11 protein-coding genes are annotated in these 13,634 nt (G+C 71.1%); 2 read left to right on the top strand and 9 right to left on the bottom strand.

What is annotated here, in order from left to right; all coding sequences use genetic code 11:
• Window positions 1-15 precede the first annotated feature (15 nt).
• The 8 genes from gap to OHA17_RS29920 all read right to left on the bottom strand — a co-directional run bounded on the left by gap (window position 16) and on the right by OHA17_RS29920 (window position 10,895).
• Window positions 16-1,026, bottom strand: a complete 1,011-nt coding sequence (gene gap, locus OHA17_RS29955) for a type I glyceraldehyde-3-phosphate dehydrogenase (protein WP_398876681.1) — start codon at window positions 1,024-1,026, stop codon at window positions 16-18.
• A 211-nt stretch (window positions 1,027-1,237) separates the two neighbouring features.
• A complete protein-coding gene (locus OHA17_RS29950) occupies window positions 1,238-4,186 on the bottom strand; it encodes a M14 family zinc carboxypeptidase (RefSeq protein WP_406509126.1) in 2,949 nt (982 codons plus the stop codon).
• Window positions 4,187-4,349: 163 nt separating this feature from the next.
• Window positions 4,350-5,339 carry a DNA-binding protein WhiA gene (gene whiA, locus OHA17_RS29945; protein ID WP_053729332.1) on the bottom strand — a complete coding sequence of 330 codons (990 nt, stop codon included), beginning with the start codon at window positions 5,337-5,339 and terminating at the stop codon, window positions 4,350-4,352.
• Entirely contained in the window at window positions 5,330-6,352 is a 1,023-nt protein-coding gene (gene yvcK / locus OHA17_RS29940; protein WP_053729331.1) for a uridine diphosphate-N-acetylglucosamine-binding protein YvcK, read from the bottom strand. Before yvcK ends, whiA begins: the two co-directional genes overlap by 10 nt.
• The gene (gene rapZ, locus OHA17_RS29935; protein ID WP_053729330.1) at window positions 6,349-7,293 is read right to left on the bottom strand and encodes an RNase adapter RapZ; all 945 of its coding nucleotides are present in this window, start codon (window positions 7,291-7,293) and stop codon (window positions 6,349-6,351) included. Before rapZ ends, yvcK begins: the two co-directional genes overlap by 4 nt.
• On the bottom strand, window positions 7,290-9,347 hold the full coding sequence (uvrC, locus tag OHA17_RS29930; RefSeq protein ID WP_406509125.1) for an excinuclease ABC subunit UvrC: 2,058 nt from the start codon (window positions 9,345-9,347) through the stop codon (window positions 7,290-7,292). The genes rapZ and uvrC overlap by 4 nt, the downstream gene beginning before the upstream one ends.
• 112 nt (window positions 9,348-9,459) lie before the next feature.
• Entirely contained in the window at window positions 9,460-10,281 is an 822-nt protein-coding gene (locus OHA17_RS29925; protein WP_406510849.1) for a hypothetical protein, read from the bottom strand.
• A 5-nt stretch (window positions 10,282-10,286) separates the two neighbouring features.
• Window positions 10,287-10,895, bottom strand: coding sequence for a papain-like cysteine protease family protein (locus tag OHA17_RS29920; protein WP_398876684.1), 609 nt, complete (start codon window positions 10,893-10,895; stop codon window positions 10,287-10,289).
• Window positions 10,896-11,133: 238 nt separating this feature from the next.
• On the opposite strand from OHA17_RS29920, the gene OHA17_RS29915 reads away from it, so the two are divergent.
• Window positions 11,134-12,057 carry a hypothetical protein gene (locus OHA17_RS29915; RefSeq protein ID WP_406509124.1) on the top strand — a complete coding sequence of 308 codons (924 nt, stop codon included), beginning with the start codon at window positions 11,134-11,136 and terminating at the stop codon, window positions 12,055-12,057.
• 22 nt (window positions 12,058-12,079) lie between these two features.
• On the opposite strand, the gene OHA17_RS29910 is transcribed toward OHA17_RS29915, so the two are convergent.
• The gene (locus OHA17_RS29910; RefSeq protein WP_053729327.1) at window positions 12,080-12,508 is read right to left on the bottom strand and encodes a Rieske (2Fe-2S) protein; all 429 of its coding nucleotides are present in this window, start codon (window positions 12,506-12,508) and stop codon (window positions 12,080-12,082) included.
• 159 nt (window positions 12,509-12,667) lie between these two features.
• Between OHA17_RS29910 and OHA17_RS29905 the strand changes: the two genes are divergently transcribed.
• Complete coding sequence (locus OHA17_RS29905; protein WP_406509123.1) at window positions 12,668-13,558, top strand: carbohydrate kinase; 891 nt, start codon at window positions 12,668-12,670, stop codon at window positions 13,556-13,558.
• Window positions 13,559-13,634: the final 76 nt, after the last annotated feature.

The following is a 13,634-nucleotide window of genomic DNA, read 5'->3' as shown; positions in this document are numbered from 1 at the left end:
CCTACCGGACCGAGGTCAGAGCTGGCCGCCGACGAAGACGGTCAGGTCGACGAGGCGGTTGGAGTAGCCCCACTCGTTGTCGTACCAGCCCAGGATCTTCACCGACTTGCCCTCCTGGACCATGGTCAGGGAGGAGTCGAAGGTGCAGGAGGCCGGGTCGCTCACGATGTCCGAGGACACGATCGGGTCCTCGGTGTAGTAAAGGATGCCCTTGAGGTCGCCGTCGTCGGCGGCCTTCTTGAACGCGGCGTTGACCTCGTCCTTGGTGACCTCGCGCTGCAGCTCCACGACGAGGTCGGTGGCCGAACCGGTCGGGACCGGCACGCGCATCGCGATGCCGTCGAGCTTGCCCTTGAGCTGCGGGAGGACCAGAGCGGTGGCCTTCGCGGCACCGGTCGTGGTCGGGATGATGTTCTCGGCGGCGGCGCGGGCGCGGCGCAGGTCCGAGTGCGGGAAGTCCAGGATGCGCTGGTCGTTGGTGTACGCGTGGACCGTCGTCATCAGGCCCTTGACGATGCCGAAGTTCTCGTCGAGAACCTTGGCCATCGGCGCCACGCAGTTGGTGGTGCAGGAGGCGTTGGAGATGACGTGGTGGTTCGCCGGCTCGTACTTGTCCTGGTTGACGCCCATCACGATGGTGATGTCCTCGTCCTTGGCCGGAGCCGAGATGAGGACCTTCTTGGCGCCGCCCGCGATGTGCTTCTCGGCGTCGGCCTTCTTGGTGAAGATGCCGGTCGACTCGATGACGATGTCGACGCCCAGCTGACCCCAGGGGATGTCGGCCGGGTTGCGCTCGGAGAGGACCTTGATGGTGTGGCCGTCGACCGTGATGGTGTCGGCGGTGTGGGTGACCTCGGCCTTCAGACGACCCAGAATGGTGTCGTACTTCAGCAGGTGCGCAGTGGTCGCGGTGTCACCGAGGTCGTTGACAGCCACGATCTCGATGTCAGCACCCTGCTCAAGGAGCGCGCGGAAGTAGTTGCGCCCGATGCGGCCAAAGCCGTTGATGCCTACGCGGATCGTCACGAACCGATCTCCTCGTTAGGTACGCCGGGTTTCTCGACGCCGGCGAGTTGTATGGGATGTCCCCGACCGGTTACGACCCTACCTCCCCGGGGACGCCCGGGTGACATCGAGCGCGTCCGGATGGTTCCGAAATGCCGCCCGGGCGAGCCCGGAGGCCCGTACCTACCTGCCGGTACGGGCCACCAGGGACTTTCGGCCCCACTACGCGGCGTCAGCGGTGCAGTGCGCTGAGCGCCTTGCCCATGACCTGCTTGCGGTCGGCGGCCGCGGGAACGTTCTCCAGGCCGAAGCCGAGGAGGACGGTGTTGCGGGTGGTGACGGCGGCCGAGGAGTGGAAGAGCGCCTGGGAGCGGGCCCAGTCGCCGCTGGTTCCGGGGCTGCCGGCCGGCGGTCCCGGCACGCTCCAGGGGCCGAGCGAGGTCTCGAAGCCCTCGGCCCCCTGCGCGGTGCCGCCGATGACGAGGCGGGTGTCGTCGACGAACGCGCCGAGGCCTCCGGTGCCCGGGTCGGAGACGTAGGAGACGGCGACCTCGACCTGCTTGCCCGCGTACTTGCTGAGGTCGACGGCGACCTGCTGCCAGCCGTTGGAGGAGCCGGTGAAGCGGTTCCAGCTCCCGCTGCTTCCGGTCGCCGTGCAGGCGGGCGAGCCGAGTGTGAGGTAGTGCGCGAGGAAGGGGTGCTCCTGGAGCAGGAAGCCCTGTTCGCACTGGCTGGGCACGCTGGTGGTGCTGCCCCCGTTGGCGTCCGGCAGGGTCGTCCAGTCGTCCTGGCCGACGGTGTGGGCCTCGACGATCACCTGGTCGTAGCCGGGCTCGGTGTCGTAGCTGAGCTGGAAGTCCAGGCTCGGCTTCGCGGTGGCGGCCGTGCCCGTCAGGTCGACGGTGCGGGCGAGCCGCATGTAGGCGTTGTCCTGGTGCTTGGCCGCGGCGAACCAGGACCCCTCGGCGGGCTCGAACGGGGAGCGGACCCCGGGGTAGTCACCGGCCGCCGCGCTCTTGAACTGCGGGAACTGCTGCGGCTTGAGGGTGTCGGAGGTGACGGTGTACGCACCGGCCGCGGTCAGCGGGCTGCCGGGGGCGGCGGCCAGTGAGGCCTTGGCGCCGGCGAGCTGTCCGGTGCCGGCGAAGGCGGGCGGGGACTTGAGGCCGGCCTTGTTGTAGGCGCCGAGGTAGTACTGCGAGAAGTCGTCGGACAGGGCGCCGCCGCCCAAGTCGACGCTGCCGCCTGCCTGTTCACCCGCGTTGACCAGCTTGCCGCCCTCGTTGACGAAGTCGCGTACGGCGAACATCGTGGCGGCGGCGGGCTGGGCGCTTCCGGTGTACCAGACGACGTTCTTGAAATGGCTGAGGACGCCGAGCGCGCTCGGGGTGCCCTGGGTGGCGACGTCCCAGACCGCGGCCTTCTTGCCGTTGTCGGCGAGCGCCTTGGTGTAGAGCGCGGCGTTCTTGGCCGGGGCGGTGCCGCCCTCGTCGGCGAGCACCAGGGTGTCGGCCTTCGGCCGGTCGGCCACGGTGTACGTGAACGGCGTGCTGGCCGTCTTCTTGCCCGCGGCGGTCCGCCCGGTGAACCACACCTCGACCTTGTCGCCGGCGTCGGCGTCCTCGACCTTGGCGCGGTACTGGTCGAAGCGCAGGTTGTCGTGCCCGCCGTAGACCTCGCCGCCCTTCCAGGGCTCCAGGTCCTCGGTCTGCGTACGGCCGCCGTTGATGCGGTAGTTGAGGGTCTTGTCGCGCACCGACTTGCGTACGGTGACGGCGACTTCCTGGTCGTCGTCGCGGGTGTACGAGGTGGCGAAGGTGTCCGGCGTGAAGTCGGGGGCGTCGATGCCGACCGAGGAGGAGGGCTGGTCGGGGTGGGCGGTGGTCTCGGCGACCGAGAGCGCGAAGGGGATGTTCTTCTCGAACTCGCCCTGGATCAGCTTCTCGCTGTCGGGGAAGTTGAAGTCCGAGGGGCAGTCCGCCGCGTTCCACTCGTCATTGGGGTCCACGTTCGAGGCGGTGGTGCAGGTCGACATCTCGGGGGTGAACATCATCGTGCCGTTGACGTTCGCCGCGTGGCCGTCGGCCTCGCCGTTGGTGGTGTACAGCGCGGAGGAGACCTCGGAGAGGTAGCCGGGGATGGCCGGCTTGTCGGGGGTGCCCGCGAGCGACTTGTAGATGACGTCGTCGGGGGTCGGTGTGGCGACCTGCCAGCCCACTCCGTACAGCAGCAGTTCGGCCGCGGAGTGGTAGTTGATGGCGTAGTTGAAGTGGACCCGCTTCTCGAAGGAGTCGAGCGCCTTGGTCTCGGGCTCGCTGCCCGCGCTCGGGCCGCGGTAGGTCTCGTTCGCCGGATCGGGGGACGAACCCTCGTTGTCGTAGCCCCACTTGTAGGGGAAGTTGCGGTTGGGGTCGACGCCGTCGCCGGCCGTGATCTTGCCGTCGCCGTTGTTGTCGCGGAGATTCTTGCGCCACAGCCGGTTGCCGGGCGTGAACGTGAAGTCGTAGCCGTCCGGGTTGGCGGAGATCACGAACCACAGCTCGGTGGAGTCCACGATCTTGGTGATCCGCGGGTCCTTGCCGTAGTTGTCGAGGTAGTAGTGCATCAGCCGCCGGGTCATCTCGGGGGTGATCCACTCGCGGGCGTGCTGGTTGGACATGTAGAGCGTGGCGGGCTTGGAGCCGTCCTTGGACTTGTTGGCGCCCTTGGTGAGCTTCACGGCGAGGATGTCCTGGCCGTTGACGGTCTTGCCGATCGACTCGACCTTGGTGAGGGACGGGTTGGCCCTGCCGGTGTCGAGGATCTCCTGCTTCAGCCCGTTCGGGCCGCTGTACGGGCGGAACACGCCGTCGCCCGCGGCCTTGAGGCGGCTCTGGGCCTGGGCGGAGACCTTGTGCTCGGTGAGCTTCACGCCCTTGCCGCTCAGCGCCGCGGCCTGGGTCTTGGTGAGGTACAGCTCGACTCCGGCCGAGCCCTTGGCGGGCAGCTGGGCGCCCAGCTCCTGGGCGTCGGCACCGGCCTCCAGGAGCAGCGGCAGCTGTGCCCGGCTGACCTGGGCGTTCCAGACGACGATGCCCTCGCCGTCCGCTCCGCTCTGACTGGCCTGGGCGACGGGTGCCGCCACCAGTCCGGCCGTCAGCAGTGATGCGGCGGCGAGGATCGCTCTCGCTCTGCGTCTCATGAGCCCCCCTTGCAGTTGTCTGCCACGAAAGTGGACAGACGCCAGGCTCATGACACTTCATGATCATGTCAATACCGCGGAGCTCCGCGCCGGTCCGGGCCGAAAACGGAACCGGCGCCCACCAAGTGGGCGCCGGGCGAGCCGAGTTGAGGAGCGGGCGGGATCAGCCGACCAGGCCGTCCGCCATCTCCTCGCTCAGGTTGGACTCGGTCCCGGGGATCCCCAGATCCTGGGCCCGCTTGTCGGCCATCGCGAGCAGACGGCGGATCCGGCCCGCGACCGCGTCCTTGGTCAGCGGCGGGTCGGCGAGCGCGCCCAGCTCCTCCAGGGAGGCCTGCTTGTGCTCCATGCGCAGCCGGCCGGCCGCCGCCAGGTGCTCGGGGACCTCCTCGCCGAGGATCTCCAGGGCGCGCTGGACGCGGGCCCCGGCGGCCACCGCCGCGCGGGCCGAGCGGCGCAGGTTGGCGTCGTCGAAGTTGGCCAGGCGGTTGGCGGTGGCGCGGACCTCGCGGCGCATCCGCCGCTCCTCCCAGGCCAGCACCGACTCGTGCGCGCCGAGGCGGGTGAGCAGCGCGCCGATCGCGTCGCCGTCGCGGACGACCACCCGGTCCACACCGCGCACCTCGCGGGCCTTCGCCGCGATCTGGAGCCGACGGGCGGCACCGACCAGGGCGAGGGCCGCCTCCGGGCCCGGGCAGGTCACCTCCAGGGACGAGGAGCGGCCCGGCTCGGTCAGCGAGCCGTGCGCCAGGAACGCGCCGCGCCAGGCGGCCTCGGCGTCACAGGTGGCCCCCGAGACCACCTGGGGCGGCAGGCCGCGGATGGGCCGGCCCCGGCCGTCGACGAGCCCGGTCTGGCGGGCCAGCTGGTCGCCGCCCGCCACGACCCGCACGACGAAGCGAGAGCCTCTGCGCAGGCCGCCCGGAGCCATCACGATCAGCTCGGAGCTGTGCCCGAAGATCTCCAGAATGTCCCGCTTCAGCCGGCGTGCCGCCATCGCGGTGTCCAGCTCCGCCTCGATCACAATGCGGCCGCTCACCAGGTGCAGCCCGCCCGCGAACCGAAGAATCGCCGAGACCTCCGCCTTCCTGCAGCAGGTCCGGGTGACGGGCAGCCGGGAAATTTCGTCCTTCACCGCCGGCGTCATCGCCATGGGCCGATCCTTCCATGCATCCGGAAAATACGGTCGTACGCGGCGGCCAACAGCTCCGGATCATGCTTCGGAGAACCATCGGGCCTGGCCACCGGCGCCAGCTCGACCTCGGCTCCGAGCCGTTTCGCGGCATCGGTCAGGCTCCCCCGGTCGGGCACGGCGGCCTCGTCGGCCAGCACCACGTCGAAGGCGAGTTTAGGGGCGTGTCGTCCCAAAACCTCCAAATGACGCTGCGGAGAGAAGCCATCGGTTTCACCCGGTTGTGGCGCGAGGTTCAGCGAGAGGACCTTGCGGGCCTTGGTCTCGGTGAGCGCGTCGAGCAGTTCGGGCACCATCAGATGCGGGATGACGGAGGAGAACCAGGAGCCCGGACCGAGCACCACCCAGTCCGCGTCGAGCACCGCGGCGACCGCTTCGGGGACGGCCGGCGGGTCGTGCGGGACCAGCTGCACGGAGAGCACCTCGCCGGGCGTGAGCGCCACCGTGGCCTGGCCGCGCACGGTGTCCACGTCGTCGGGACGCTCCGGATCGTGACCCCGTACGAGGGCCTCCAGCTCCAGCGGGACCGCCGACATCGGAAGGACCCGGCCCTGGGCGCCGAGCAGCTTGCCGACCAGGTCGAGCGCCTGCACATGGTCGCCGAGCTGCTCCCACAGGGCGACGATCAGCAGGTTGCCCACCGCGTGCTCGTGCAGGTCGCCCTTGGACTGGAAGCGGTGCTGGATGACGCGGGACCAGGTCTGGCCCCAGTCGTCGTCGCCGCACAGCGCCGCGAGCGCCTTGCGCAGGTCGCCCGGCGGCAGCACGCCCAGCTCGTCGCGGAGGCGGCCGCTGGAGCCGCCGTCGTCGGCCACGGTGACGACGGCGGTCAGGTCGCCGGTGATCCGGCGCAGCGCGGCGAGCGAGGCGGACAGGCCCATGCCGCCGCCGAGCGCGACGACCTTGGGCTGGGCGCCCCGCTTGCGGCCGGTGCGCAGCACCGGTCCGGCGGTGCGCCGGCGGTACACCTTCACTCGCGCCCCATGTCCCGGTGGACGACGACGGTCTCGATCCCCTCGGAGGCGAGACGGGCGGCGAGCTTCTCGGACATGGCGACCGAGCGGTGCTTGCCGCCGGTGCAGCCCACCGCGATCGTCACGTACCGCTTGCCCTCGCGGCGGTAGCCCGTCGCGATCAGCTGGAGCAGCTCGCTGTACTGGTCGAGGAACTCCTTGGCGCCGGGCTGGTTGAAGACGTAGCCCGACACCTCCTCGTTGAGGCCGGTGAACGGACGCAGCTCCGGCACCCAGTGCGGGTTGGGCAGGAAGCGGCAGTCGACCACCAGGTCGGCGTCGACCGGCAGGCCGTACTTGTAGCCGAACGACATGACGGTGGCGCGCAGCTCCGGCTCCTCGTCGCCGGCGAACTGGGCGTCCATCTTGGCGCGCAGCTCGTGGACGTTGAGGCTGGAGGTGTCGATCACCAGGTCGGCGTCGCCGCGCAGCTCGCGCAGCAGGTCGCGCTCGGCGGCGATGCCGTCGACGATCCGGCCGTCGCCCTGCAGCGGGTGCGGGCGGCGCACCGACTCGAAGCGGCGCACCAGGGCGTCGTCGGAGGACTCCAGGAAAACGATCCGCCGGGTGACTTCCTTGGCGTCGAGGTCGGCGAGCGACTCGCGGAGGTTGTCGAAGAACCTCCGGCCGCGCACGTCGACGACGACGGCGATGCGCGCCACGTTGCCCTGGGAGCGGGCGCCGAGCTCCACCATGGTGGGGATCAGCGCGGGCGGCAGGTTGTCGACGACGAACCAGCCGAGGTCCTCCAGGCACTTGGCGGCGGTGCTGCGCCCGGCGCCCGACATACCGGAGATGATCACCAGCTCGGGGATGGGCGCATCGGCCCCGCCGGCCTCGATCGTCGTGCCCGTACTCACGTGTACTCCCGCTTCTCGGTCTTCTTCGTGCTGCTCAGTCATGGCGTGCCCCCGTCGTCCTCTTCAATGATCTCTCCTGTCGCCGTGTTCACGGCGGGCGCGGCCGGGGCCGCTTCGGCGAGGGCCGCGGCCAGGGTCTCGGCCGTCTTGCGGCCTATGCCGGGGACCTCGCAGATCTCGTCGATTGTCGCCGACCGGAGCTTCTTCACCGAGCCGAAATGCTTGATCAGAGCATGCTTGCGGGTGTCGCCGAGGCCGGGCACGGCATCCAGCGGCCCCGCCTTGAAGCGCTTCGTCCGTTTGGCCCTCTGATAGGTGATGGCGAACCGGTGAGCCTCGTCACGCACCCGCTGGAGGAGGTAGAGCCCCTCGCTGGAGCGCGGCAGGACCACCGGGTCGTCCTCCTCGGGCACCCAGACCTCTTCGAGCCGCTTGGCGAGCCCGCACACCGCGATGTCGTCGATGCCCAGCTCGTCCAGGGCCCGCTTGGCGGCGGCGACCTGCGGCTGCCCGCCGTCGACGACCAGGAGCTGCGGCGGGTAGGCGAACCGCTTGGGGCGGCCGTCCTCCTCCTGGAGCGCGGACACCTCGCCGGACACCGCGCCGGCCTCCTGGCCGGGTGCCTCGCCGCCGTCCTGGCCCTCGTCCTCGACCCACTCCCCCGTGCGCGCCTTCTCGGCCAGGTAGCGCCTGAAGCGGCGGCTGATCACCTCGTGTATGGACCGGACGTCGTCCTGGCCCTCGCCGTGCCAGATTTGCGTGTCTCCGACACGACCCTTGATCTGGAAGCGCCGGTACTCGCTCTTGCGTGCCAGGCCGTCCTCGAAGACCACCATGGACGCCACGACGTCGTCGCCCTGGAGGTGGGAGATGTCGAAGCACTCGATGCGCAGCGGCGCGCTGTCGAGCTCCAGGGCCGCGGCGATCTCCTCCAGGGCGCGCGAGCGGGTCGTCAGGTCGGAGGCGCGCTTGGTCTTGTGCAGCGCGAGGGCCTGCTGGGCGTTGCGCGCGACCGTCACCATCAGGTCCTTCTTGTCGCCGCGCTGCGGGATGCGCAGCGAGACGCCCGAGCCGCGCCGGCTCGCCAGCCAGCCGCTCACCGCCTCCGCGTCCTCGGGGAGCGCCGGGACGAGGACCTCCTTCGGCACGGAGTCGCCGGTCTCCTCGCCGTACAGCTGCTGGAGCGCGTGCTCGACCAGGCCCGCGGTGTCGACCGCCTCGACCTTGTCGGTGACCCAGCCGCGCTGGCCACGGACCCGGCCGCCGCGCACGTGGAAGATCTGGACGGCCGCCTCCAGCTCGTCCTCGGCGACCGCGATCAGGTCGGCGTCGGTGGCGTCGTTGAAGACGATCGCGTTCTTCTCCAGGGCCTTCTTGAGCGCCTCTATGTCGTCGCGGAGGCGGGCCGCCCGCTCGTACTCCATGTCCTCGGCCGCGGCCATCATCTGCTGCTCGATACGGCGCAGGTACGCCCCCGTGCGGCCGGCCATGAAGTCGCAGAAGCCCTCGGCCAGTTCGCGGTGTTCCTCGGGGGTGACGCGGCCGACGCAGGGAGCCGCGCACTTGCCGATGTAGCCGAGCAGACAGGGCCGGCCGATCTGCGCCGAGCGCTTGAACACGCCCGCCGAGCAGGTGCGTACCGGGAAGACGCGGAGCATCAGGTCGACGGTCTCGCGGATCGCCCAGGCGTGCCCGTACGGACCGAAGTAGCGCACGCCCTTCTTCTTGGCGCCGCGCATGACCTGGACGCGCGGGAATTCCTCGTTCATCGTCACCGCGAGGTACGGATAGCTCTTGTCGTCGCGGTACTTGACGTTGAAGCGCGGGTCGAACTCCTTGATCCAGGAGTATTCGAGCTGGAGCGCCTCCACTTCCGTGGCGACGACGGTCCACTCCACGGAGGCGGCCGTGGTGACCATCGTGGCCGTGCGCGGGTGCAGACTCGTCAACGGCTGGAAGTAGTTGGCGAGGCGCTGGCGCAGGGACTTCGCCTTCCCGACGTAGATCACCCGGCGGTGCTCGTCGCGGAATTTGTAGACCCCCGGCGAGTCGGGGATCTGTCCCGGCTTGGGGCGGTAGCTGGAGGGGTCTGCCATGTCCACCACCCTACTGGCGGGGGCTGACAACGCGGCCTCTCCCATGGGGTCGGGCGGTGAACGGACCGGTGCGGGAGGCGCGCCGTCGCAGCCCCCCGCACCGGTCCGGGTGCTACGCCTGCCCGGCCGGGCGGCGGCGCCTGCGCAGCGCCGCCGTGCCGGTGAGGCCGAGCGCGAGGAGCGCGCCCGCGCCGGCCACGGTGGAGACCACCGGCAACGAGCCGTCGTGGTGCCCGGACGCGACGGCCGCGGCCTGGGCGGCCTGGGCCTTGGTCTCCGCGGCCGTCTCGCCGTAGCCGCCGGCCTTGCCCGACCTGTCGTAGGCCGAGCCCGGCAGCTTGTCGCCGTACGCCTTGGCGACGCGCTTCTGGTAGGCGGCGAGCGTGGTGCCCCTCGCGCCGATCGCCTTGACGGCGTCCTCGTCGAGCGGCAGCACCTCGCTGCCCTTCTCGACGTACCAGGCGTTGATCTGCGGCTCCTGGAACACGGTGCCGCCGGGGAGCTTCGCGGCCCCGGCCGCGGCGTAACGGGACTCGTCGTCGCCGGTGGCTATGTTCACCACCTTCCAGGAGGCGCCCTGCTGAACCGTCCACAGCGAGGCCTTCTGGCCGTCCGAGGAGACGGCCGTCGAGGCCAGGTATTCCAGCTGTGCGACGGGTGCGCCCGCCTTCCCCGCCACGAACTGCGGGGAGAGCGCGTAGACGGGCACCGCGTCGCCCTCGATGTGCGGGGCGGCGGCCTTCAGCGCCACCTTGCCGTCCCGTGCGAAGAAGCGGGAGAGCGTGTCGAGGGTGGCGGGGGCGGACGCGGCCTGGCGGGCCGCGGCCTTCGACTCGGCGGAGGCGAGCGGCGCCTGGTCGGCGAAGGCGTGCGGGGCGGCGAGAGCGATCAGCGCGGCGGCGACGGCCGCGGGAGCGAGGCGGGTCAACTTCATCGTCGTCACGCCCCGATCCGGTACAGCGAGTGGGTCCAGGAGAAGGAGTTGTTGTTGACGTACCAGTCGTGCGACGCCCAGTTGTAGCGGGTGCTCGATGGCCATGGGTCGCCCCAGTACACCCAGCTGCTGGCGTCGTCGTAGCCGTACACGACGTGCATGTGGCCGCCGCCGCTGGACCACTGGATGCGGGTCTCGATCGGACGGTTGTTGTTGATCTCGGTCTGTACGGTCGAGTAGCGCAGCCAACCGGTCACGTACGAGCCCGAGTTGATGCCGGCCCAGTCCAGGGCGTTCTGCACATTGCCCAGGTCGGCCTGCCAGTTGGGGCAGTCGTAGCCCTGCGCCCGGCCGAAGGCCGCGTTGCAGAACTGGTTCTGGGTGTAGTTGCGGCCGAACCAGGTGGCGATGGTGTTGCCGCTGCCGGCCCAGCACCAGTTGTCCTTCTGCTGCGACTGCATCGTGATGTTGAGCCTCTTGGAGCTCGCCGCGGCGGCTGCGGCGGGCACCGGCTTGTCGCTGTGCGGGGCGGCGGTGGCCGTTGCCGTGGGGGCGGCAAACAGGGCCGCCACCACGAGGGTGAGGGCGGACAGCCGTCTCTTCTTGCTGCGCATCGCGTTCCTCCCATGGCGGGGTGGGGGGTTGGGGATGGTGGAGGATCGCGTCCGGACGCTTGTGGTTGAGCATCGGACGTTGTCGAGAACAGGTCAACGCGCTTCAATGCGGGGTGGGACGCGGGTGTGAACGAAGTGGCCGGAGTGTGAACAACTCCCCTGCCGCCACCAGGTTTTCCCCGACCTGACGCCGCCTCGCGCCCACCCCCCACCGTGAACGTTCACTGAGGAGTCCCCCATGCTCCACACCGAGGCCGATCTGACGCAGGTGCTGCACACCGGCCCGTTCCACCTGGCACTGCGCGCTGCGCTGTCCGTCCGGGGCCTGCCGCTCCAGCGGGTCCAGCACCATCTCGCCGGGCGCGGCATCAAGGTCGGCGTGACCAGCCTGAGTTACTGGCAGCAGGGGGCGCGCCGGCCCCAGCGGCCCGAGTCGCTGCGCGCCGTGCGGGGCCTGGAAGAGGTGCTCGGCCTGCCCGCGAACTCCCTGCTGCGCCTCCTCGACGACACCTCCGCAGCCGAGGTCGAGCGCCCCGCCGGACGCTCCTACCGCTCCCTCGTCGAGGCATCGGGGGTGGTGGAGCAGCTCATCGGCGAGCTGGAGTCCCCGGTGGACGGCGGGCTGCACACCGTCGGCCACCACGAGCGGATCCGCATCGGCGCGGCCCGGGAACTGCTCGGCCGCGACTCGCAGCACGTCGTACGGGCCCACCGCGACGGCGTCGACCGCTATCTGGCCATCCACCGCGGGGACGCCGGCTGCGATCCGGCCCGGGTCGAGGTGCGCGCGGGCGAGAACTGCCGCACCGGCCGCGTCCGCTGGGACGACGCCACCGGGGTCCTGGTCGCCGAGCTGCTCTTCGACACCCGGCTGCGGGCCGGCGAGACGTACCTGTTCGGATACGGCTTCGAGGACGGCACGGGCGGTCCGAGCCGGGAGTACGTGCGCGGCTTCAGTTTCGCGGGCGGCCAGTACGTGCTTCAGGTGCGGTTCGACGAGCGGGCCCTGCCGGCCCGCTGCCGCCGCTTCGCCCAGACCTCCACGGGCGCCACCCGCTCCGGCCGCAGCGACCTCACCCTCAGCGGGCGGCACCGCTCGGTGCACCTGGTGGAGCAGGGGGTGCGGCCGGGGATCCTGGGGATCGACTGGGACTGGGAGTGAGCGCTTGAGGGGGCCGGGCGTCTTACGCGTCCGGCCCGGCGACCAGCTGGCCGTCCTTGACCTTCACCGGCACCTTGGGCAGCGGCACGGTGGCCGGGCCCTGGACGGGCTTGCCGGTCATCACGTTGAAGCGGCTGCCGTGGCAGGGACAGTTCGCGTGGCCGTCCTCGATCTTCTCCAGGAGGCAGCCGGCGTGCGTGCACTGGGCGCTGAACGCCTGGTACTCGCCCTTGGCCGGGCAGGACACCATGACCCGCTGCTCGCGGTAGAGCTTGGCGCCGCCGACCGGGACCGCGTCGGGCGAGCCGAGCGGTTCGGGCGCGGTCGGGGTCGGCGTCTCGGCGTGGCCGAGCTTGGACTCGGTGGAGCAGGCCGCTACGCCGACCCCCGCGGCCCCGGCGAGGGCGGCGCCTTTCAGCACGGTGCGACGGGCGGCGGGCTGGCCGGTCATGGGTACTCCACTGATCACTGGTCTGGCCGGTCGCCTGCGCGGCCGACGCTGTCGTCGCGCGCAACCGACCCGGGTTGCGCCATCGACGATACCGGCGCAGATCGCCCGCCCTCCGCCGGGGCTGCCGGAGCGGTGGTGGGATGGGTTACGTTCTGGGCCGTGATCGTCGTCGCCGGAGAGTCCCTCATCGACCTGGTGCCGCAGCACCCCGAGGATCCGCTGGGGCCGCTGGCGCCACGGCCCGGTGGCGGCCCGTACAACACCGCGGTCGCCCTGGGCCGGCTCGGAGCGGGGGCCGCCTTCTGCTCCCGGGTGTCCACGGACGGCTTCGGCGAGGCCCTCCTGGGCGGCCTGCACGCGGCCGGGGTGGACACGTCCCTGGTGCAGCGCGGCCCGGAACCGACGACGCTGGCCGTGGCGAGCCTCGCGCCGGACGGTTCCGCGCGCTACGGCTTCTACGCGGACGGCACCGCCGACCGCCTCTTCGAACTGCCCCCTCAACTCCCGCCCGAGGCAAGCGCGTTGGCCCTTGGCACGTGCTCCCTGGTACTCGAACCGGGCGCGACCGCGTACGAGGCGCTGCTCCGCAGGGAATCCGCCCGGGGCGTCCTCACCCTCCTCGACCCGAACGTCCGCCCCGGCCTGATCCCGGACCCGGACGCCTACCGGTCGCGCTTCAGAAGCTGGCTGCCGTACGTGTCCCTCCTGAAGCTCTCGGAGGAGGACGCGGCGTGGCTGGGCGGCGAGGTGGCGGAATGGCTGGCGGCGGGCCCACAAGCGGTGGTGGTCACGCGGGGCGCGGCAGGCCTGACGGCCTTCACGTCGCAGGGCGCCGAGCACTCGGTCCCCGCCGAGCGGGTGGCGGTGGCGGACACGATCGGCGCGGGCGACACGGTCAACGCCGCGCTGCTGCACCGGCTTGCGGACCTGGACGCGCTCGCTTCGGCGGACTGGCCGGAGGTGCTCCGCCACGCGGCGAGGGCAGCGGGCCTGACCTGCACGAGAGAGGGCGCGCAGCCGCCCACCGCGGAGGAGCTGGAAAGGGCCTGAGCATCGCGCCGGAGCCCACCCCCTTCCGGGGATTCCGGGGAGCGACTGCCAGCCACCCCGGCAGCGAGTCCAGCCG

This window comes from Streptomyces sp. NBC_00212 (assembly GCF_045206365.1).
GTDB lineage: Bacteria > Actinomycetota > Actinomycetes > Streptomycetales > Streptomycetaceae > Streptomyces.
The sequence above is the reverse complement of the archived record's forward strand: the minus strand, read 5'-3'. Positions and strand labels throughout refer to the sequence as shown.

Bases quoted from the DNA above. Each gene is read 5' to 3' on its own strand.
- OHA17_RS29950 (WP_406509126.1), bottom strand. From the start codon at position 4,186: ATGAGACGCAGAGCGAGAGCGATCCTCGCCGCCGCATCACTGCTGACG.
- whiA (WP_053729332.1), bottom strand. From the start codon at position 5,339: ATGGCGATGACGCCGGCGGTGAAGGACGAAATTTCCCGGCTGCCCGTC.
- rapZ (WP_053729330.1), bottom strand. From the start codon at position 7,293: ATGACTGAGCAGCACGAAGAAGACCGAGAAGCGGGAGTACACGTGAGT.
- uvrC (WP_406509125.1), bottom strand. From the start codon at position 9,347: ATGGCAGACCCCTCCAGCTACCGCCCCAAGCCGGGACAGATCCCCGAC.
- OHA17_RS29925 (WP_406510849.1), bottom strand. From the start codon at position 10,281: ATGAAGTTGACCCGCCTCGCTCCCGCGGCCGTCGCCGCCGCGCTGATC.
- OHA17_RS29920 (WP_398876684.1), bottom strand. From the start codon at position 10,895: ATGCGCAGCAAGAAGAGACGGCTGTCCGCCCTCACCCTCGTGGTGGCG.
- OHA17_RS29915 (WP_406509124.1), top strand. From the start codon at position 11,134: ATGCTCCACACCGAGGCCGATCTGACGCAGGTGCTGCACACCGGCCCG.
- OHA17_RS29910 (WP_053729327.1), bottom strand. From the start codon at position 12,508: ATGACCGGCCAGCCCGCCGCCCGTCGCACCGTGCTGAAAGGCGCCGCC.